17 protein-coding genes are annotated in these 19,919 nt (G+C 54.5%); 4 read left to right on the forward strand and 13 right to left on the reverse strand.

All coding sequences use genetic code 11. The features are described from left to right. Positions 1 to 58: 58 nt before the first annotated feature. The 5 genes from EJ361_RS12635 to EJ361_RS12655 form a co-directional block, all read right to left on the reverse strand. A complete protein-coding gene (locus EJ361_RS12635) occupies positions 59 to 1,249 on the reverse strand; it encodes a porin (protein ID WP_126245979.1) in 1,191 nt (396 codons plus the stop codon). Positions 1,250 to 1,267: 18 nt separating this feature from the next. Next, complete coding sequence (locus EJ361_RS12640; RefSeq protein ID WP_126245980.1) at positions 1,268 to 2,608, reverse strand: anaerobic C4-dicarboxylate transporter family protein; 1,341 nt, start codon at positions 2,606 to 2,608, stop codon at positions 1,268 to 1,270. Positions 2,609 to 2,645: 37 nt separating this feature from the next. Beyond that, on the reverse strand, positions 2,646 to 3,707 hold the full coding sequence (locus tag EJ361_RS12645; RefSeq protein WP_126245981.1) for a type II asparaginase: 1,062 nt from the start codon (positions 3,705 to 3,707) through the stop codon (positions 2,646 to 2,648). Between the two features lie 14 nt (positions 3,708 to 3,721). Then, entirely contained in the window at positions 3,722 to 5,128 is a 1,407-nt protein-coding gene (gene aspA, locus EJ361_RS12650) for an aspartate ammonia-lyase (protein WP_205686998.1), read from the reverse strand. 358 nt (positions 5,129 to 5,486) lie between these two features. Then, positions 5,487 to 5,945 (reverse strand): hypothetical protein, encoded by a 459-nt coding sequence (locus EJ361_RS12655; RefSeq protein WP_126245982.1) that lies wholly within the window; start codon positions 5,943 to 5,945, stop codon positions 5,487 to 5,489. Positions 5,946 to 6,575: 630 nt separating this feature from the next. On the opposite strand from EJ361_RS12655, the gene EJ361_RS12660 reads away from it, so the two are divergent. Beyond that, positions 6,576 to 6,959 (forward strand): acyl-CoA thioesterase, encoded by a 384-nt coding sequence (locus EJ361_RS12660; RefSeq protein ID WP_240646622.1) that lies wholly within the window; start codon positions 6,576 to 6,578, stop codon positions 6,957 to 6,959. Here the strand turns inward: EJ361_RS12660 and EJ361_RS12665 are convergent. The 7 genes from EJ361_RS12665 to EJ361_RS12695 form a co-directional block, all read right to left on the reverse strand. Beyond that, positions 6,956 to 8,476, reverse strand: a complete 1,521-nt coding sequence (locus EJ361_RS12665) for a serine hydrolase (RefSeq protein WP_126245984.1) — start codon at positions 8,474 to 8,476, stop codon at positions 6,956 to 6,958. The genes EJ361_RS12660 and EJ361_RS12665 overlap by 4 nt on opposite strands. A 212-nt stretch (positions 8,477 to 8,688) precedes the next feature. After that, a complete protein-coding gene (locus tag EJ361_RS12670; RefSeq protein ID WP_126245985.1) occupies positions 8,689 to 9,192 on the reverse strand; it encodes a SixA phosphatase family protein in 504 nt (167 codons plus the stop codon). Positions 9,193 to 9,382: 190 nt separating this feature from the next. Beyond that, on the reverse strand, positions 9,383 to 11,230 hold the full coding sequence (locus tag EJ361_RS12675) for an amidophosphoribosyltransferase (protein ID WP_126245986.1): 1,848 nt from the start codon (positions 11,228 to 11,230) through the stop codon (positions 9,383 to 9,385). A gap of 189 nt (positions 11,231 to 11,419) precedes the next feature. Beyond that, entirely contained in the window at positions 11,420 to 12,814 is a 1,395-nt protein-coding gene (locus tag EJ361_RS12680) for a peptidylprolyl isomerase (protein WP_126245987.1), read from the reverse strand. Positions 12,815 to 12,932: 118 nt separating this feature from the next. Continuing rightward, entirely contained in the window at positions 12,933 to 16,295 is a 3,363-nt protein-coding gene (gene infB / locus EJ361_RS26005) for a translation initiation factor IF-2 (protein WP_126245988.1), read from the reverse strand. Between the two features lie 128 nt (positions 16,296 to 16,423). Next, positions 16,424 to 17,671, reverse strand: a complete 1,248-nt coding sequence (gene nusA, locus EJ361_RS12690) for a transcription termination factor NusA (RefSeq protein ID WP_126245989.1) — start codon at positions 17,669 to 17,671, stop codon at positions 16,424 to 16,426. 13 nt (positions 17,672 to 17,684) lie between these two features. Then, positions 17,685 to 18,149, reverse strand: a complete 465-nt coding sequence (locus EJ361_RS12695) for a ribosome maturation factor RimP (RefSeq protein WP_126245990.1) — start codon at positions 18,147 to 18,149, stop codon at positions 17,685 to 17,687. Between the two features lie 175 nt (positions 18,150 to 18,324). Here EJ361_RS12695 and EJ361_RS12700 point away from each other — a divergent pair, with 175 nt between their 5' ends. The 3 genes from EJ361_RS12700 to EJ361_RS12710 are packed head-to-tail and all read left to right on the forward strand — an operon-like array spanning position 18,325 to position 19,290. Next, on the forward strand, positions 18,325 to 18,609 hold the full coding sequence (locus EJ361_RS12700; RefSeq protein WP_126245991.1) for a DUF2752 domain-containing protein: 285 nt from the start codon (positions 18,325 to 18,327) through the stop codon (positions 18,607 to 18,609). Continuing rightward, positions 18,602 to 18,967 (forward strand): TM2 domain-containing protein, encoded by a 366-nt coding sequence (locus EJ361_RS12705; RefSeq protein WP_126245992.1) that lies wholly within the window; start codon positions 18,602 to 18,604, stop codon positions 18,965 to 18,967. The genes EJ361_RS12700 and EJ361_RS12705 overlap by 8 nt, the downstream gene beginning before the upstream one ends. Positions 18,968 to 19,017: 50 nt before the next feature. Next, positions 19,018 to 19,290 (forward strand): DUF4834 family protein, encoded by a 273-nt coding sequence (locus tag EJ361_RS12710; RefSeq protein ID WP_126245993.1) that lies wholly within the window; start codon positions 19,018 to 19,020, stop codon positions 19,288 to 19,290. Positions 19,291 to 19,293: 3 nt separating this feature from the next. On the opposite strand, the gene EJ361_RS12715 is transcribed toward EJ361_RS12710, so the two are convergent. Continuing rightward, positions 19,294 to 19,917 (reverse strand): HAD family hydrolase, encoded by a 624-nt coding sequence (locus EJ361_RS12715; protein WP_126245994.1) that lies wholly within the window; start codon positions 19,915 to 19,917, stop codon positions 19,294 to 19,296. Positions 19,918 to 19,919: the final 2 nt, after the last annotated feature.

Consider the following 19,919-nt stretch of genomic DNA (forward strand, 5'->3'; position numbering starts at 1 on the left):
TGCGATGTGTTGTTTGTCCGCTGATATTACCGCCGGCGCTCGGGATCCGTTCCGTACGTTACAGGATGACCAATGGGCTGATGATTCCGATCGAAGCACGGTAATTATCCGTGTTCGCCACGCCGAAATTCGACTTCGCGTAATCGGTATATACGTGTTTTCTTCCGATGAAAGTCCCGAACACTTTGAGATTCAGGTTTTTGAACGGGTACACTTCCAGCCCGGGAATATATCCCCACGCCGTCCGCAACTTGTTGGTAGACGTATTCGCCGGCAGTGTGGTCCCCGAAGGTTTCCAGTAAGCATCGTCCATCATGCCCACGAAAAACAGGTTGACTTTAGCCGAAAGGTGCCAGTCGAGCCGCACCCAGTGGCTCATGTACCTGGCGCGGTAGGCATGTTTGATGCCCATGTTGTCGGTGATCCCCGAAACGATGCCTTTCCGGTCGAGAGCCTCGCGGCTCCATTTGAAATCGTACTGGATGTGGAACTTCTCCGTCTGGAACTGGTTCCCCAGCGCCAGGTAATTCATGTATTCGTTCTCGGCTTCGCGGAACACGGAGTACGACCACAAAGTGCTGAATTTCCCGAAATTGCCGCGCCAGTTAAGCACCCCCGCGAAGGGGAACTTCGCCGGTTTGATGCCCGGCAGCGCCGTGGTATCGTACAATTCCGTGAAACTCGCCGTACGGCTGTTCAACAACTGAACGGTGAACTGGTTCTGCTTGTCGGGCAACATATACGAAACGCCCGCGCCTACCAGAAAATTGTCGGCGTACTCGATGATGTCGGAATACGCGTAGATCTCGATGGGATTGGCGTCGAACTCGAACCCTCCCCAGTCGGCGCACAGTTTACCGGCGTAAATACTCCAGCTGTCGTTCGCGTCGAACCGGAGAAATGCAAGGTCGGTGCTGCGGCTGATATTGTCGATCGTTTGCGGTACCACGCCACGGGTGTACCGGTCGCGGAAACGGAAATAAACCTTGTCGTGCACCTTCCCGCGGATTTCCAGCCGGAACTGGTTCATGACGAAGCGGGACTGCTTGTAGGTGCCGTCGTCGAATTCGTGCTGGAAAGACATCTGCATGTTCGCGATCACGTCTACGTTCGACAGCAGCGATTGTTTGCTTACCGGGATAAACGGAATACTGTGGATCGACGTATCGTCTGTCTGCCGTTCGTGCACCTGCGCCATGAGCGAAGCGGGCAGGAGCAGCAGCCAGGGAAGGGTTCGGCATTTCTTCATACATCGGTTTTTAGGGGGCTACCAGAATAGGTGGGCAAACAGGAACCCCGAGGCCACGCTCGCCGACACGGCTACGAGCCCCGGTAACATGAAACTATGATTGATGAGGTATTTCCCGATATAGGTGCTGCCCGTGCGGTCGAAGTTGATGGCGGCCAGCAGCGTGGGGTAGCCCGGCAGCACGAAATCGCCGTTGGTAGCGGGGAACATGGCCACGAGGTTCATCGGGGCGATGCCCAGCAACACGCCCAGCGGCATGAGCGCCTTGGTGGTGGCGGCCTGGCTGAAAAGCAGCATGCTGAGCAGGAACAGTGCGATGGCGAACGTCCACGGAGCGGCTTTTACCATATCTCCCAGCGCACCTTCGATGGCTACTGAATTCGCTTCCATGAAAGTGGCGCTCATCCACACCACCCCGAAAATCGACACTACGGCCTGCGCGCCTGCGGTAAACAGGCTGGCTTTGGCCACGTCGGCAGTGGCGGTTTTAGTGAACAGGAGCATCAGCGCCGCGGCGCCCAGCATCACCAGCTCGATCACCGCCGCCATTTTGATGGTACCGTTGGCGTTCACGGAAAGGTTCGCGGCTCCGGGCTCGAACGATGGCAACATCGATGGGAAAGCCCCTACCAGCACGATCAGCAGTACCGCCACGGCGAATATGATCACGGAGATTTTGGCGCCGGGCTTCAGCGGGGTATTGTCTGATGCGGAATGCGCATCCAGCTCCTGCGCAAATTCCGGATCTTTCATTTTCTCCAGGAACACCGGGTCTTTCTCCAGTTCCTTCCCCTTCTTCCAGACCACCGCCACGCCGCAGAGAATACCGACGATGCAGGCGGGGATGCAGACTTTCAGGATATGCACCAGTTCGATCTGGCCGGCCAGGATGGTGATCATGGCTGCCGTTGCCGCGGAGATGGGACTGGCCGTGATGCCCAGGTGCGAGGCGATCACTGATATGCTCAAGGGCCTTTCCGGCCGGATGCGCTTTTTGGTGGCCACTTCCGAAATGATGGGCAGCAGCGAATACGTGATATGCGCCGTTCCCGCGAAGAGAGTGAACGCGAACGTCACCAGCGGTCCCAGCAAAGTGATCATCGACGGTTTGCTCCGCAGGATTTTTTCCGCGATGCGGACGAGGTAATCCATCCCGCCGGCCGCCTGCATGGTGGCTGCCGTGGAAACCACGGCGAGGATGATGAGCATCACGTCTATAGGCGGCTCTGCGGGCCGCATACGGAATACGAAAAGGTAAAGGGCAAGGGCCGCCATGCCCATCACGCCCAGGCCGATGCCTTTCATGCGGGCGCCGATGAGGATAGCCACCAATAGAATGGCAAATTGGATCCAGATCATGTTTTCTTTTTACGTGGTTGTTATGTAGGAAGCGATGTCAATACTCAAAAAACATTTCCTGGATCTTCTTCGTGTCTTTCGTCTTCAGTAATGCCAACTGCAGGAGGATGCGGGCTTTCTGCGGATTGAGATCGTCTGCCGCGATGGTGCCCAGTGCAGCGTCGTCGGTTTCCGCGTTCATCAGCACACGGCCGCTGCCGGTGCGGCTGGAGCGCACTACCGCGATGCCCCGGCGGGTGATCTTCTTCACGCGCGCTTCCACGGCAGGGTAGAGGTTGCCATTGCCCACGCCCGCGATCACGATGCCTTGCACGCCGTCTTTCACCAATGCGTCTACCAGCACGGGGTTCGTATTGGCGTACCCGTACAGGATATCGACTTTTGGCAGGGAATTCACCTTGCTCACGTCGAATTCCGTCTGGTGCGTGTGCTTGCGGATGATGCGGTGATAAAATTCAACCCGCCCGTCCATCACCACGCCCAGCGGCCCCGTATTCGGCGCCTGGAATGTGGAAACGTTGGTGGTGTTGGTTTTGGTAACGTCTCTCGCGGAATAGATGTAATCGTTCATGGCCACGAGCACACCACGGTCCGCCGAAGTTTTATTCGCCGCCACCACGATGCCGTTGTAGAGATTGAGCGGACCGTCTGCCGACAGCGCCGTTGCGGAACGCATCGCGCCCACGAGCACTACGGGCTTGGTGGTTTTGACGGTCAGTTGGAGAAAGAAGCCCGTTTCGCCTTCCGTATCCGTTCCATGCGTGATCACGATGCCGTCTACATCATTGCGCTGAGCGAGCTCGTTGATGCGGTGGACCAGCTTCAGCCAAACGCTGTCGTGCATGGCCTGGCTGCCGACGCTGGCCAGTTGTTCGCCCCGGAGATTGGCGATCTTCCGCGCCTCCGGTACGGCGTTCAACAGGTCGTCTATCGGGAGTTTTCCGGCCGTGTAAGCCGTTCCCACGCTGGATTCCCCTGCCCCGGCAATCGTGCCGCCCGTTGCCAGGATCACGACATTCGGCAAATCGGCGTTCTGTCCGCGGGCAGGGCGCAGCATCCAGCAGGTGCTTGCCAGCAATAGCAGCAATGCATTTTTCATAAGCACAACAACAATTAACTATTAATGAATTTGGGGCGGATCATATTGTCGAACGTAAATATTTCATCCCACTTCTGCTGCGTCACCAGTTTCTTTTCCTTCACGGCGATGTCGTGTACCGACTTGCCCGTTTCCAGCGCCTCCCGCGCGATGGCGGCGGATTGTTCGTAACCGATGATGGGGTTGAGTTGCGTTACGATCCCTATGCTTTGCATGACCATTTCCTGGGTATGCTTCGCGTTGGCCGTGATCCCGTCCACACATTTTTCGCGGAGGGTATTGCAGGCGTTCGTCATATAGGTAATGGAAGTGAACAGTGCGAAACCGATCACCGGTTCCATCACGTTCAGCTGTAACTGTCCGGCTTCTGCGGCGAGGGTCAGCGTAAGGTCTTGCCCGATCACGTAAAACGCCGTCTGGTTCACAACTTCCGGGATCACGGGGTTCACTTTTCCCGGCATGATGGACGAGCCCGGTTGCATGGGCGGCAAATTGATCTCGTTGAGGCCGCAACGCGGGCCGGAGGAGAGCAGGCGCAAATCGTTACATATCTTGGAAACCTTTACAGCCGTGCGTTTCAGCACTCCCGACAGCTGCACGTACGCTCCTGTGTCTACCGTTGCCTCGATGAGGTCGCTGGCCAACACGAGCGGCAGTCCGGTAATCCTGGCGAGGTGTTTGGTCACGAGTTCGGCGTAACCGTTGGGCGCGTTCACACCGGTACCGATGGCCGTAGCGCCCATGTTGATCTCGGAGATCAGCCGTTTGCTATCCTCTACACGCGCCAGCTCTTCGCGGATGGTGGTGGCGAAAGCTTTGAACTCGTCGCCCATGCTCATCGGCACCGCATCCTGCAGTTGCGTGCGCCCCATTTTGAGGACCTGTTTGAATTCGTCGCCTTTTTTGTCGAACGATTCGGCAAGCGCGGCGAGGCTTTGTTTGTAGGACGAAAGTTTATTGATCAGCGCGATGCGGAACGCGGTGGGATAGGCGTCGTTGGTGGATTGCGAGCAGTTTACGTGGTTGTTGGGATGACAGAAATCGTATTCGCCTTTCTTTTTGCCCATCATTTCGAGTGCTATGTTGGCGATCACTTCATTGGCGTTCATGTTCACGCTGGTGCCGGCTCCGCCCTGGATGAGGTCGGTGATGAACTGAGAATCGAACTCGCCGTTGATCACCCGGTCGCTGGCTTTTATGATATGCTCCGCGATGTTCTTATCGAGCGCGCCGAGCTCCGCATTGGCCATGGCCGCACCTTTCTTCACATATGCGAGGGCCTGGACGAACAGGGGTTCCGTGTTCAGCGGGATGCCGGTGATGTGGAAATTCTCGATGGCCCGGAGGGTCTGGATGCCATAATACACGTCGGCCGGGATTTCGCGTTCGCCCAAAAAGTCATGTTCTCTGCGTTGTGCCATAATAGGGGGGATTGAGAGTGTTTGTGCAATATTCGTTTCCATTAAAACAGTGTGGCGGCGGAATTTGTTTACAAGTGGAGCATGAACAATTTATAGTGTTCCGCATTACTGAAGAGCATACTCCTCATCGCCGGAGGCATCACCATTCTTTGCGGATATTCCTTTGCAAGTCTACCGGGCGCAAAGTATAGTCCAACATCGTTCATCCGAAAAAAGACGCGACATGGCGGCAGCAGGCAGATCGCGCTGCAATCCGTTATCGTGGCGTTTATCATCATTGTGGTATTTAGCCGTGCCCAGTATGCAGATGTTGCTGGCAGGCGAGAAGAAGGGATCAGGCCGGGAATGCTATGAAAAGCTAGAAGCCTTGCGCCGCGCGGGTTTGCGGCGCCATTTGCATTTGTTCCTTACGGATTTTCTCGCGCTCTTCCTGCCGGTCTTCCACCTGGCGGTATTTGAAGTAAAAGTAGATGGCGAGGAAAAGACAGGCCTTGAACAGGAGGAACGCCGCAATGAAGATCCATTTCCAGACACGGTGAACGGTGATGTACTGGTTCTGGTTAGGCGCGATGTTGATGAAGGTATAATTCGGTTTCTTCCCTTCCTTCTCCGCATTGGTATCTGCCCAGTCGAGCGGCTGAAGCGTGCGGTGGCGAAGGGTAGCAGGCGGCAATACGGCTTCTTCGAAAAGGAGCTGCTGGATCACGCGCTCCACTTCGTCGAATTCGGTTTCCAGTTCCGGGTACTCACGCGCAAGCTTCCTCATCTCCTCGCGCTCATCGGGAGAAGAAAGTCCGAGTACGTAACTTTCAACCATTCCATTATCTATGTATTCCCTGATATTCATATAAGGAATAAAAAAAGTTCCACGCTATCATTTCTGGAGAGATACCATCCCATGTCTGTCTATACATCAATAATAGTCCGGTCGGTCGGAAATTCCTTTTGGGATCATCCAAAAGAACAACGGCAGGGACTATTTTGTTTGTACGGAAACCTTCTATTTTAAAAATCCACTTAATCTATTCGGGCGATTGCATCTTACCAGTTAATCCACCGCCTGACTAAGACGGTTTTATCGAAAATCGAATGAAAACGAAAATAAGGATAAATCGCTGTAAGTCGTTCAACCTGCGCCATTTTACCATTTTCGTGTGAAACATGAATTAACCGGAAATCGAAACAAAAGTAAATAAACCGTTAAAATATGATCGTAAAAAAGAAGGAAATTCCGCAAACATGTTAGTAAAACGTTGACATGCAAGTATTTATTTTACAGGCGGGATTTTTTTGGCCACAATGCGTACTGCTGGTTAAAATCGTGTCATCCGTGTTATGGCTGTTATCAGTCGAATGGGGAGGCGGGGCGAAGCTGAAAAAGTCCTTTCAGGGGATATTTGCGGACAGCCCGAACGGCCGGTCCCTAAAAAGTTAAAAAAGCAAGATGATGAACGAATCAAGAATACAACAGTCGGAAACCCGGATTTTCAAAGCGGTGTTTCCCAACACGACCAATCATTACGACACGCTTTTCGGCGGAACGGCCATGCAATTGATGGATGAAGTTGCTTTCATCACCGCCACCCGCTACGCGCGCAAACGCATGGTGACCGTATCTTCCGACAAAATCGATTTCAAAAAACCCATTCCCGCCGGCACGATCGTGGAATTGATCGGGCGCGTTACGCATACGGGCAACACGAGCCTGCAGGTGCTGGTGGAGATTTTCGTGGAGGAAATGTATTCCGACGAAAGGTACCGCGCCATCAGCGGCACGTTCACATTCGTAGCGATCGACGAGTACAAGCGCCCCGTACCGCTGGAAGCCTAATCCAGCTTGCGGAATTCGTACGGCGCGCTTTCCACGAAGCCGGATACACGGATGGTCACGGTTTTCACTTTATCCGCCTCCACCGTGAAATGTGTTTCTTTAATCCCGTACATGGTAAGATTGTAGAAGCACCAGAATTCGTCTTCCTTTTTGGGATAGAGTTTGCCGACCAGGTTCGGGTGATGCTCGAACCGCATCGCCAGGCCGTCTTTCTCCATGCGGATGTTCATCTTACCGTAAACGGGATGCTCGTAATTCCCTACGAACGCCGTCAAAGGCACGGGGAGCTTAGGTTTCGAGGCAATTTCCTCCCGGATCTGCTGCAGCGTTTTCTTCACTTCCGCCAGTTCTTCCCGCTGTTCGTCCAGCGATTTGCGGGCGTAGTTGCGAAAGGGGAGATCGAGCATGGCATCGGTCAGTTCCTCTGTAAGATCGTTATAGAAGTTGTTGGATTCGGTATTGGTGAGCACCACGATGCCCAGGTTTTCTTCGGGCAGCAGCCGGACAGCCGTCACAAAGCCGTTAACGCCACCGGTATGTTGCACGACCAGCCGGCCTTCGTAGGAATTGGTGAACCATCCGAGGCCGTATAAATTGAATTGCCTGCGGTTGAAAGCATGCCCGCCCTCCCCGAGGCTCGAGTGCGGCAGCCGGGTTTCCATGATGGCGTCTCCGGAAATCACTTCGCGGCCTTCGTATCGCCCGCCGGAAAGGAGCGCTTTCACCCAGTGCGACATATCCGCTACCGAAGAGCCGATGCTGCCCGCCGGCGCGAGGTTGTCGAGATTGCCGTAGGGGACTTTCTTCAGTTCGCCGAGGAAAACGGAGTGCGCCGCGGCGATGTTTTTCACCGTCGGGATTTCGGCCGATGTGGCAATGGTGTTGCGCATGCCCAGGGGCTCGAAGAATTTCTCTTTCAGGAATTGCGCCCAGGTTTTGCCCGTTACTTTCGGAATGATCTCCCCGGCAGTGAGGAACGCCGCATTACAGTAGCCCCAGGTGGTACGGAATCCGAACGGCGGCTCCAGTTTCGCCAATCTATCCCGGACCTGCGCTATGGTGAGGTCGGAATCGAAAAACATGAAGTCTCCCTGGAAGGTATAAAAACCGAGCCGGTGGCTGAGCAGGTCTCGGATGTTGGCATGCTCCGAAATCCAGGGGTCGTGGAGGTGGAAGTCGGGGAGGTGTTTGCGGACGGGATCGTCGAGCTGCAATTTCCCTTCGGCCTGGAGCTGGGCGAGCGCCGTGGCGGTAAACGCCTTGGTATTGGAACCGATCATGAACACGGTATTGCTATCCACTTTATCCGTTTTCCCCGCTTCCTTCACCCCGTATCCTTTCATCAGCACCACCTTTCCGTCTTTAACGATGGCCACTGCCACACCCGGGACCTGCCCTTCTTCCATGGCTTTAATTATGTAGTTGTCCAGGCTGTCGGCCAGGAAGGTGCGGGTGCGCTGCTGGGCGGTCGCCTGCAGGAAAGTAAACGCCAATACCAGCGATAAGAGTTGTTTCATGTTTTTCCGTTTTTACCGGGATACTGCAATTCTGTCACGCAGAAAAGCAATTTGCATATGTAATCAGGCTTAAACCATGCGATATTGAATTATTTGCACAAATACACAAATTCAAATCGCCGGGTTTTGTAGCTACAAGACGACCGGGCCGGTCAAAGGATACAGACCCGCATCATAAATATATGCCAAATTTTCAGGATATTTTGGGAGGCTTATACCGCTTCTTCGCTCTTGGGGTAATCGAAAAAGAGGAATTTTTTGGGGGCGCGATCGAAGTCTTCCCACTTTTCCGTGTCGGCCGAGATGGCGAAAACTCCTGCCGTGGGAACGTTGTCGATCCGGATTTCTTCGGTGAGATAGTTGGCGAAATCGGTGATGCCGGGGTTATGGGCGAAGATGGCGACGATGTTGAAATCATCGTCGATGCGGGTGATGTGCTTCAGGAAAGTGGAAGCGTAGCAGAGATAGAGTTCCTCTTCGAGGAGGATGGCCTCCCGGGGGTAATTCCATTCTTTGGCCATGATACGCGCCGTTGTGCGCGCCCGTTTCGCAGGACTTGAAATGACCAGCTCGGGCAGTAAACCGCGGCCCAGCAACCGGATGGCCATTTCTGGAGCGTTCTGTTTACCGCGTTTGTTGAGAGGCCGGTCAAAATCGTCCATGTCCGGGTCGTTCCAACTGGATTTTGCGTGACGGATCAATAACAATGTTTTCATAGACATTGTAAGTAGTTGAGAACAAACACTATCCTAAAATACGGGTTTTTGGCACAAAACACGCCAATTAAAGGAAATTTAACAATCGAAACCACGGAAAAGCTTACACGAACGTGCTGAAAATCAACGGGCCGGAACGCTTTTTCGCGCTTCGGCCCGTCTGGAAAATATCGGTAAACCCGTCCAGGGATCAGTATCCCCTGTCGTTCTTTCCTTCCATATAGTTCATGAATGCCTTGTTCACCACGCGGTTCCCGCCTGCAGTGGGGTAATCGCCGGTAAAGTACCAGTCGCCCAGGTTGTTGGGGCAGCTGGCGTGCAGGCTTTCGATGTTTTGATAGATCACTTCCACTTTCGCTTCGATGCCGGGCGGGGTGATGATTTCTGCGATTTTCGCGGAAATCTGCTCGGGCGTGAACGTCTTGTAGACGTTTTTCACTACGTTCTGCGCGTTCAGGGTGTTGGTCCGCTCCAGTTCTTTCGCCAGGCCGTAAGCTTCCTGGAGGATGTATTCCTTGCCCTGCTCGCGGATCAGCGCGATGGCGGCCTGGAAGGCAACGAATTCGCCCATCTTGCTCATATCGATGCCGTAGCAGTCCGGGTAGCGGATTTGCGGGGCTGAAGACATGACGATGATGCGTTTCGGGCCGAGGCGGTCGAGCATTTTGATGATGCTTTCGCGGAGCGTGGTACCGCGAACGATGGAGTCGTCGATCACTACCAGCGTATCGGTGCCGGGCCGAACGGTCCCGTAGGTAATGTCGTACACGTGCTGTACCATTTCATTACGGCTGGAATCTTCGGTGATGAAGGTCCGCATTTTCACGTCCTTGATGGCGATCTTGTCGATCCGGACGCGGCGGTTCACCATTTCCGTGAGTTTCTCTTCGTCGAAATCCTTGCCCCAGCTCATGATCCTTTCCACTTTAATGCGGTTGAGGTAATCTTCGAGCCCTTTGATAAGGCCATAGAAGGCTACTTCGGCCGTGTTGGGGATGAAGGAGAAGATGGTATTGCGAAGATCGTTATCGATCGCTTTGAGAACGGTTTCGGAAAGATGATATCCCAGTGCGTGGCGCTCTTTGTAGATTTTTTCATCGTTCCCGCGGGAGAAATAGATCCGTTCGAAGGAGCAGGCGCGGCGCTCGCGGGCCGGGATGATCTCTTCGATGGAGTAATCGCCGTTTTCCTTTACGATGAGGGCATTGCCGGGCATCAGTTCCATCACTTCATTTTCGCCCACGTTGAAGGTGGTGCGGATGGCCGCGCGTTCGGAAGCCGTCACGATCACGTCTTCGTTCACATAATAATACGAAGGGCGAATGCCGTGCGGGTCACGGATAACGAAAGAATCGCCGGAACCGATGAGCCCACCTACATGATAACCACCGTCGAACATGGAGAATGCCTGCTTGAGGATGTTCTTCACGTCCAGCCCGTTCTGGCGCGCTTCGTCCTCTTTGCAGAGGAAGTGGTGCACTACTTCGAGCATGGCCGCCAGGTCACTGTTCTTATGCTTTTCGCCAGGCGAAACTTTCGTAAAGCTGAACAGCTCGTCTACATTCACCAGGTTGAAGTTGCCTGCCATGGTGAGGTTACGGGCGGGGATGGTATTGTATCTAACGAATGGGTGGCAAAGGTCGACGTCGTTTTTGCCCTGGGTAGCGTAGCGGAGATGCCCCAGCAGCAGTTCTCCCAGGAAGCGGACGTGCCCTTTCATGAGGCCCGGGTAGCGGGTGATTTCGGGCTGGTATTTCTCTATTTCTGCGATTTCGTCGCGCACTTTACCAAAAACGTCGCCGATGGGTTGCGGCTGTGCGCTCCGGATCCGGTGCATGAAAGGCACCCCGGGCTCGGTGTGTAATTTTACAGTGGCCAGGCCTGCACCGTCTTGTCCACGGTTATGCTGCTTTTCCATGAGAAGGTACAGCTTGTTCAGGCCGTAGAAAACCGTTCCGTATTTCTGTTGGTAATAACTGAATGGTTTTCTTAATCTTATGAATGCAAGTCCACATTCATGCTTTATCGCATCACTCATACCGTAAAATTGAAGTCGCAAAGTTACGCTTTAATTATCAAACGGCCGCATTCGCGGGAACGCCGTTTGCAAGGGCATTGCAGGGGAAATGGGTGCCAAACGGGCCGGGGGCTTGCCTGGCATGGGAACGCTAAAAAAAATCCCGGCGCTGCAGGCGCCGGGATCGTATCATAAATTGCTGGAATTCGCTTAATTGCTGGCCACCGAATTGCTCGCGGCCGACCATTTCGACACGTTTTCGCACTGTTTGTACTCGTCTTCCACATGTACGTAGAACGTCGGCACTTTGTCTACCAGCCATTTGCTGAGGGCCAGCGCCTGTTTTTCCTGCAGCGTGCGCTGCTGGATGCGGGAGTAATCGTCGCTCAGGTTTTCGCGGTGGGGCTCGGTACGAGTTTTCAGGTACACGAGGCGAACGCCTTTACGGCCCTGTTCGTCGGTATATTCGATGGGTTTGGTAACGCCACCGGGTTTCAGGGAATCGAGCAGCATCACGATATCCTTGGTAGTAGGGTCATTGAGCTGGTCGATGGTGATGAATGTGCTGTTGGTCATGGGGTTGGTGAGCATACCGCCGCTGAACTTGGCCATTGGGTCGTCGCTGTATTTGGCAACGGCTTCGCCGAAGGTCATTTTACCGGCAATGATGTTCGCGCGAACGGTGTCCAGTTTCTGGATGGCGTGACTGATCTCGGTGTTCATTACGTTCGGCTTGATGAGGATGTGTTGCACGGTCACGTTGTCGCCCGCGCGTTTCAGCATCTTGATCAGGTGGTAGCCGAATTGCGATTTCACGGGGTTCGACATTTCCCCTTCCCGCAGGCGGAAGCTGGCGGAGAGGAACTCGGGGTCCCAGTTCTTGTCGTAACGGTTGAGGGGATAGATACCGCTGTTCTCGCGAACGGCGGGGTCTTCGGAATACAGGTTGGCGAACGTGCCGAATTCTCCTTCTTTCTTTTCGACGCGTGTGCGGATGTCCATCAGCTTGTCGTAAGCGTATTTGTCCATTTCGCGGCTGGCTTTGGGAAGGATGATGAGCTGGCCTACTTCGAGTTCCGATTCATAGAACGGCAGGCTGTCTTTCGGTATTTTCTCGAAATTGTTCCTTACTTCCGTGGGCGTCACTTTTACCGAGTTCACGATTTTGTCGCGCATGGCTTTGGCGAGCATGTTTTCGCGGATGGCATCGCGGAAGCGTTCGCGGAGCTGGTAAATGGTGTAGCCGGTAACTTTCGTCATGTTCTCACGGCCGTTGTAGCGCTGTTCTGCCCAGCGGATCTGGGATTCGATACGGCCTTCCACGTCGGATTCGGAGATGGGGAGGGAGTCCCGCTCGGCCTGCAGCACCAGAATCTTCTGTGCGATGATCTGCTCGATAGCGGCACAGTTTGCGTTGGGGGGAAGCGGCTGGCCTTCCAGGGCCTGTTGCTGCATATCCACCAGTGCCGATTCGATATCGGACTGAAGGATGATTTTTTCCCCCACCTTGGCGACGATCTTGTCGGCCACGATCTTCTGTTGCTGGGCTATGGCTACCTGGAAGAGGAGCATGGCGCCGAAGGAAGATATGACGATTTTATTCATATAATTGGTACTGTCTTCTCAAAGTAACTGATAAAAAATTAGCCGCACAAAGACGGCTAATGTATTTAACAAAAATTTCGGAATTGCGGCGGGCGGTGATGCCCGCCGCAACTGGATTTTAGAGGGTACGTTTAACTTCCACTTCTTCGAAGCCTTCGACGATGTCGCCGACTTTGAGGTCGCTGTAGTTTTTGATGGACAGGCCGCATTCCATGCCGGAAACCACTTCCTTCACGTCATCTTTGTAACGTTTCAGGGATTGCAGTTCGCCGGTGTGTACTACGATGCCATCGCGAACGAGGTTGATGCGCGAATTGCGGAAGAGTTTGCCATCGAGCACGAAACAGCCTGCAACGGTAGCCTTGTCGAATTTGTAGGTTTCGCGGATTTCGACGTTTGCGGTAACCTTCTTTTCGATTTTCGGTTCCAGCATCCCTTCCATCGCGGATTTGAGTTCGTCGATGGCGTCGTAGATGATGGAGTAGGTGCGGATTTCGATATTTTCCTTCTCGGCGAGGCGTGCTGCATTGAGCGAGGGGCGAACCTGGAAGCCGATCACGAGTGCATCGGATGCGGTAGCCAGCAGTACGTCGGATTCGGTGATCTGACCTACGCCTTTCAATACCACGCTCACTACGATCTCTTCTGTAGACAGTTTCTGCAGGGAGTCGGACAGTGCTTCCACGGAACCGTCCACGTCGCCCTTGATGATGAGGTTCAGCTGCTTGAAGTTGCCGAGGGCAAGACGGCGGCCGATCTCGTCGAGGGTAATGTGTTTCTTCGTACGGATACCCTGTTCACGGACGATCTGGGCCCTGCGGTTGGCGAGGTCTTTCGCTTCGGATTCGTCTTCGTACATCCTGAACTTCTCACCAGCCTGCGGCGCGCCGTTGAGGCCGAGCAGCTGCACGGGAGCGGAGGGGCCTACTTTCTCGACGCGTTGTCCGCGTTCGTTGAACATGGCCTTGATCTTGCCGAAGTGGGAACCGGAAACGATGGTGTCTCCCTGGCTCAGCGAACCGTTCTGCACGAGTACCGTGGTCACGTAGCCGCGGCCCTTGTCGAGCGTGGCTTCGATCACCGTACCGGAGGCTTCGCGGTTCGGGTTGGCTTTCAGGTCGAGCAGTTCGGCTTCCAGCAGGATTTTTTCCAGCAGGATGTCGATATTCAAACCGTTTTTAGCGGAGATTTCCTGGCTTTGGTATTTACCGCCCCAATCTTCGACGAGGAGGTTCATACCGGCGAGTTGTTCCTTGATTTTTTCCGGGTTGGCACCATCCTTATCCACCTTGTTGATGGCGAAAACCATCGGCAGGCCGGCGGCCTGGGAGTGGGAGATGGCCTCACGCGTCTGGGGCATGATGGCATCGTCTGCCGCCACCACGATCACGGCGATGTCGGCTACTTTGGCACCACGCGCACGCATGGCCGTAAAGGCTTCGTGGCCCGGGGTATCGAGGAAGGTTACTTTCTTGCCCGAAGCGGTGGTTACCTGGTAGGCACCGATGTGCTGGGTAATGCCCCCGGCTTCACCGGCTACCACGTTCGCGTTACGGATATAGTCGAGCAGGGAGGTCTTACCGTGGTCTACGTGACCCATGATGGTCACGATGGGAGCGCGCGGTTCCAGATCTTCCGGAGCGTCTTCGATTTCGTCTTCATCGTCGTCGGTAGCATCGTCGATCCCGATGAATTCCACTTCATACCCGAATTCTCCGGATACGAGTTCGATAACTTCGGCGTCGAGTCGCTGGTTGATGGATACCATGATACCGAGACCCATACATTTCGAGATCACTTCCGCGAAGGATACGTCCATCAGGGTGGCCAGTTCGCTCACGGAGAGGAACTCGGTTACCTGCAGTTTGTTGCCGTCTGCGGAATTCATGGCCTCGCGTTCTGCCATTTCGTGGCGCTTGTCGCGGCGGCGGCTGGCTTTGGAGTTTTTGCCTCCGCGGGTGTTGCCACCCAGTTTGGCCATGGTTTCCTTGATCTTGTTCTGGATTTCGTTCTTATCGATTTCGCGATCCTGCGGTCCGCGGGGAGCGCCCTGACCGAAGTTACCCTGACCGGGCCGTTGGTTACGGTTGCCGGGGCCGCGGTTGCCTTGATGGCCGCCGCCGGGGCCGCGATTACCCTGATGGCCGCCGGGGCCACGGTTGCCTTGCTGGCCGCCGGGACCACGATTGCCCTGCTGGCCGCCGTGTTGGCCGGGGCCACGCTGGCCGGGGCCTCCGGGGCCGCGGTTGCCACCTTGCTGGCTGCCGCCATGTTGACCGGGGCCGCGCTGGCCGGGTTGTCCGCCTTCGCGGGCGAATTCGCCGGGTTTGATGGGCTCGGGTTTCTTTTCTATAACGATGCGCTTGCGCTTACGTTTTTCGTCTTTGTTGAAGCCGCCTTTATTGTCTCTGCGGTCTTGCGACACGGGGAGTTCGATCTTCCCGATCACTTTGGGTCCGGAGAGGCGGGTGGCCTGGATATTTTCGATCACGGAACCGGCTTCTTCGCTGCCGCCAGCATCTGGTGCGCTGGGGGCGGGAGCTTCGGGTGCTGCTGCTTTGGGAGCGGGAGCGGGTGCGGCTTCTTCCCTGGCGGCGGGTTTGGGTTCCGGTTTCGGTTCGGGTTTGGATTCGGCGACGGGTTTGGGCTCCGGTTTGGCTTCGGCGGCAGGCTTTTCGGGCTGCGGTGCGGGGGCCGGTTGGGCGGGAGCTTCTTCCTTTACGGCTTTGGGCTCGGGAGCGGGCTGCGGCTTGGGCTCAGGTTTGGCTTCAGCGGCAGGTTTGGGCTCCTGGGGAGCAGGGGCCGGGGCCGGTTTTTCTTCTTCCGGTTCGGGTTTGGCGGCTTTCTTGCGATTGGCGGGATTGAGGGCTTCGAGATCGATGGTGCCCATGATGCGGGGACCGTTGATCTTGGGCGAATCCGGTTTCACGACCTCTTCCGTTTTCTCGGCTTTGGGTTCGGGCGCCTTCTCCTTCGGCTCGGGGGCCGGTTCGGGTTTGGGCTCGGGTTGGGCTTCGGCTACGGGTTTGGGTTGGGGAGCGGGAGCCGGTTCCGGTTTGGGCGCAGGCTGCTCTGTGCGGGCCTCCGGTTGGGGGGCCGCCTGGGGAGCTGGCTCAGGCTGGGGCGCGGGAGCGGGTTCCGGTTTGGCGGGCGCGGGTTCCGCTTTTTTGGCGGCTGCGTCTGCTTCCTCTTTTTTCTTCGCTGCCAGTTCTGCCTCTTCCTTCTCCTTCTTCTTGGCTGCGTCTAACACCGTTCCTTTCGGCAAAGCGATCTGATCGCTTTTACGCTTGTTGGCCTTATCCTGTTGGAACTCATTCTGCAGCGCGTGATACATCTGGGCGGTGAGACGGGCGTTGGGAGATCCGAATCCATCCATATCATAGCCTTTACCGGCTAGGAAATCGATCAGCGTTTCCTTGCCAATGTTGAATTCCTTGGCTGCGGCCAGCAATCTCGGTGTGTTGTTTGTTACTTCAGGCATATCGTTTTCTCGTCCTTCCCGTTTAATCCCCACCAACCGGCGGAGCAAATCTTTTAACATTTTAACAATAACTCAAATATCTCTGCAATCAAAAAAGCCAACCCTATGGGAAGGGTGTAGCGGAAGGCTTATTCTTTTTCAAATTCTTCCTGGAGGATCCTTCTCACTTCCGTTACGGTTTCCTCCTCGAGGTCTGAGCGGCGAACCAGCTCTTCGGCGGTCAGGTCGAGCACGCTGCGGGCGGTATCGCAACCGATGCGTTTGAGCTCGTCGATGATCCAGGGTTCGATCTCGTCGGAGAATTCTTCCAGGTCGATGTCAAATTCTGTCTGTTCCTGTTCTTCGTCGCGGAATACGTCGATTTCATATCCGGTCAGTTCGCAGGCCAGTTTAATATTGACGCCTTTTTTACCGATGGCCAGTGATACCTGGTCGGGTTTAAGGTAAACGGAGGCGTACTTATTATCATTATCCACTTCCATCCGGCTGATGCGGGCGGGCGTGAGGGCACGCTGGATCAGGAGCTGGATATTGGCGGTGTAATTGATGATGTCAATGTTCTCGTTGCGGAGTTCACGTACGATGCCGTGAATCCGGCTTCCTTTCATACCCACGCAGGCGCCTACGGGGTCGATACGGTCGTCATAGGATTCCACGGCAACTTTGGCTCTTTCGCCGGGCTCGCGTACGATCTTTTTGATCACGATAAGGCCGTCGAAAATTTCCGGGACCTCAATTTCGAGGAGTTTGGCCAGGAAGGAGGGATGCGTTCTGGAAAGGATGATCAGCGGGGAGTTATTCTTCAGTTCCACTTTCTTCACGACCGCTCTCACGTTCTCACCTTTCTTGAAATAATCCGTCGGTATCTGTTCGGATTTAGGCAATATTAGTTCATTCCCTTCATCATCCAATAATAAAACTTCTTTTTTCCACACCTGGTAAACTTCCCCGGTCACGATCTCCCCCACACGGTCACCATATTTCTTTACAAGGATGTTCTTTTTCAGGTCGCCGATGCGGGCGGTCAGCGTTTGCTTCGCTGCCAGGATGGCGCGCCGCCCGAAGTCCAGTATTTCCACTTCCTCATACAAATCCTCACCTACCTGGTAATCCGGCTCGATCAAAATGGCTTCGGAATATGCAACCTGCGCGTTCTCGTCTTCCACGGTGCCATCTTCCACGATGGTGCGGCGGCGGAGAATTTCCAGGTCACCTTTCTCAGTATTTACGATCACGTCAAAGTTCTCATCTGAGCCATACTTCTTGCGCAACAGGGTCTTAAACACGTCCTCCAACACTTTCATCAGCGTTGGCCGGTCGATGTTCTCAGCCTCCTTAAACTCGGTGAATGACTCAATCAGGTTAATACTAGCCATGTTATATATTATTTTAAAACACGATGCACACCTTTGTGTGCTTGATTTCGTTTAAATTGATGTTAGATATTGTGATTTCTTTCTTTTTCCCGACCGTTTCCTCGAGGGTCAGCGCTTCTTCGGTTGCCGCCGTGAGCTTGCCTTCCTTAACGGTCCCGTCCAGCAAAGTCACCTCCACCTTCCGGCCTACGTTCTTCACAAATTGCCGATGCGTCTTCAAAGGCTCGTCGAGCCCCGGTGAAGACACTTCCAGCGAAAAATCATTGTCGGGGAAAAGACCGGCCGCTTCCAGCTGAGGGTACAATTGCCGGTTCAGCGACACCAGCTTGTCGATCGACGCGCCGCTATCAGCATCCACGTAAACCTTCACATTGTTGGTAGGCTTGATCCTGATATCCACCACGAAATATTCCGGCCTGTCGGCCAGCAGCGCGTCCAGCATTTCCCGTATCCGCGCCGTAACTTGTTCGTTTGCCATACAAAATAGAAGAAGGGGACTCCCATCGTCCCCTTCATTTGAATCTTTATTCCGTTACAAAATTAGCATTTATTTTCATTTCAAAAACTATTTCTTTCGCGCAAAGCCAATACCAGACATATGATTAAAGTTTATAATTGGTAGTCCGCTTCATTTGCCGTAACTTCCCATCCGCATGATTCTCCGCATTCAGCCAGAACTGGTGGCATGGACGGCCGGCCTCGTTTTACTCGCGTGCATGGACCCGCATGCGGACCTTCCCAGCCTGTGCGTCTGGCGATGGATCGGGTTCGGAGAATGCCCGGGATGCGGCCTCGGCCATTCCATTTCCCACATTTTCCACGCCCAATGGCAGGAAAGCTGGAATGCCCACAAGCTCGGTGCCCCCGTACTGGCGGCATTGCTCTGGCGGATCGGACAATTGACCAAATCGCAAATTCATTCTTTCCGACATGGATAACTTTTATTATGCCTCCCTTCCCGGCATCGACCAGGAAGAAATGATCTGGCTCGAAGAGCTGACCAAAAAATTTGATCCTGAAACGCGGAAAAAATTCCTGTTCCTGTATCAATCCCGCAGAAAAGACCCGCAAACCATCCTTTTAACCTGCCTCGTGGGGCTCATCGGCCCCAACGGCATCCACCGTTTCCTGCTCGACCAGATCCTCCTCGGCATCCTGTTCGTCGTAACTTTCGGGTTCTGCCTCATCGGCACCATCATCGACGCCGTGAATTACCGCAAACTCACCTGGGAATATAACAAACAGGTTAGCCTGGAAGTGGCGGCCATGCTCAGCAGGACCTGGACAGATCGTTAAAAAATTCCTAAAACCGGGCGAAAAAAGGGGGCAGATACTATCTTTGCGGGATGGGATCGCTATTAAGATTATTATTCTGTATCCTCGCGATATGGTTCTTATATAAACTGATTTTCGAATTCATCGTTCCGGTTTACCGTGGCACCAAACAGGTGCGCCGCCAGATGCGCGACATGCAGGACGCCATGCGCCAGCAGTTCGAACAACAGCAGCGCCAGCAGCAACAACAGCAGCAGGCCGGGCCGCAGGTACCTCCCCAGGCACAGGAACCCGTGCGCAAGCGCGACGAAGGCGACTATATCGACTTCGAGGAAATCAAATAATCCTTACTTTTTCGGCTTGAAGATGTCCAGCACGGTGCCGGGCGGTTGCAGGTGGACCGACTGGATACCCAGTGCCCGCGCGGCTTCCACGTTGGGCAGCGTGTCGTCTATGAACAGGGTATGCTCGGGCTTGAGGCCGTTTTCGTCCAGCACCATCCGCCAGGCTTCCGGCTCCGGCTTGCGGCAGCCCATGAGGTGGGAATAATACGTTTTATCGAAAAACGCGGCCAGCGACGGGATACCGCGTTCCCTTTCCAGGATTTTGTTGAACGCTTTCATATGGATCGCGTTGGTATTGCTCAGCAGGAACAGGTCGTAATGGTTCCGCAACTGCTGCAACAGCTGGAGCCGCGCCACCGGGTAATCCAGTAACAGCGCGTTCCACGCGTCGATCACCTGCTGGTCGGTAGTGCCTTCCGGCAAGACGCTCTTCATTTTGCCGACGAACTCCTGTTCGGAAACGCGCCCGGTCTCTAGATCGTTGAACAGGGTACTGACGTGCGCCTGTGAGTAATGCTTCCCGAAATTGTCGAGCCCCAGCGATTCGAAAGCGCGGGCGGTGAGGCTGATATCAATGTTGAGAATAACGCCTCCGAGGTCGAAAATGATGTGTCTGATTCCTTGCATGG

The organism is Chitinophaga rhizosphaerae (assembly GCF_003958645.1).
Lineage (GTDB): Bacteria > Bacteroidota > Bacteroidia > Chitinophagales > Chitinophagaceae > Chitinophaga > Chitinophaga rhizosphaerae.

Excerpts from the sequence above, each read along its gene's own strand:
- EJ361_RS12635 (WP_126245979.1), bottom strand. The coding sequence starts at position 1,249 with ATGAAGAAATGCCGAACCCTTCCCTGGCTGCTGCTCCTGCCCGCTTCG.
- EJ361_RS12640 (WP_126245980.1), bottom strand. The coding sequence starts at position 2,608 with ATGATCTGGATCCAATTTGCCATTCTATTGGTGGCTATCCTCATCGGC.
- EJ361_RS12645 (WP_126245981.1), bottom strand. The coding sequence starts at position 3,707 with ATGAAAAATGCATTGCTGCTATTGCTGGCAAGCACCTGCTGGATGCTG.
- aspA (WP_205686998.1), bottom strand. The coding sequence starts at position 5,128 with ATGGCACAACGCAGAGAACATGACTTTTTGGGCGAACGCGAAATCCCG.
- EJ361_RS12655 (WP_126245982.1), bottom strand. The coding sequence starts at position 5,945 with ATGGTTGAAAGTTACGTACTCGGACTTTCTTCTCCCGATGAGCGCGAG.
- EJ361_RS12660 (WP_240646622.1), top strand. The coding sequence starts at position 6,576 with ATGAACGAATCAAGAATACAACAGTCGGAAACCCGGATTTTCAAAGCG.
- EJ361_RS12665 (WP_126245984.1), bottom strand. The coding sequence starts at position 8,476 with ATGAAACAACTCTTATCGCTGGTATTGGCGTTTACTTTCCTGCAGGCG.
- EJ361_RS12670 (WP_126245985.1), bottom strand. The coding sequence starts at position 9,192 with ATGAAAACATTGTTATTGATCCGTCACGCAAAATCCAGTTGGAACGAC.
- EJ361_RS12675 (WP_126245986.1), bottom strand. The coding sequence starts at position 11,230 with ATGAGTGATGCGATAAAGCATGAATGTGGACTTGCATTCATAAGATTA.
- EJ361_RS12680 (WP_126245987.1), bottom strand. The coding sequence starts at position 12,814 with ATGAATAAAATCGTCATATCTTCCTTCGGCGCCATGCTCCTCTTCCAG.
- infB (WP_126245988.1), bottom strand. The coding sequence starts at position 16,295 with ATGCCTGAAGTAACAAACAACACACCGAGATTGCTGGCCGCAGCCAAG.
- nusA (WP_126245989.1), bottom strand. The coding sequence starts at position 17,671 with ATGGCTAGTATTAACCTGATTGAGTCATTCACCGAGTTTAAGGAGGCT.
- EJ361_RS12695 (WP_126245990.1), bottom strand. The coding sequence starts at position 18,149 with ATGGCAAACGAACAAGTTACGGCGCGGATACGGGAAATGCTGGACGCG.
- EJ361_RS12700 (WP_126245991.1), top strand. The coding sequence starts at position 18,325 with ATGATTCTCCGCATTCAGCCAGAACTGGTGGCATGGACGGCCGGCCTC.
- EJ361_RS12705 (WP_126245992.1), top strand. The coding sequence starts at position 18,602 with ATGGATAACTTTTATTATGCCTCCCTTCCCGGCATCGACCAGGAAGAA.
- EJ361_RS12710 (WP_126245993.1), top strand. The coding sequence starts at position 19,018 with ATGGGATCGCTATTAAGATTATTATTCTGTATCCTCGCGATATGGTTC.
- EJ361_RS12715 (WP_126245994.1), bottom strand. The coding sequence starts at position 19,917 with ATGCAAGGAATCAGACACATCATTTTCGACCTCGGAGGCGTTATTCTC.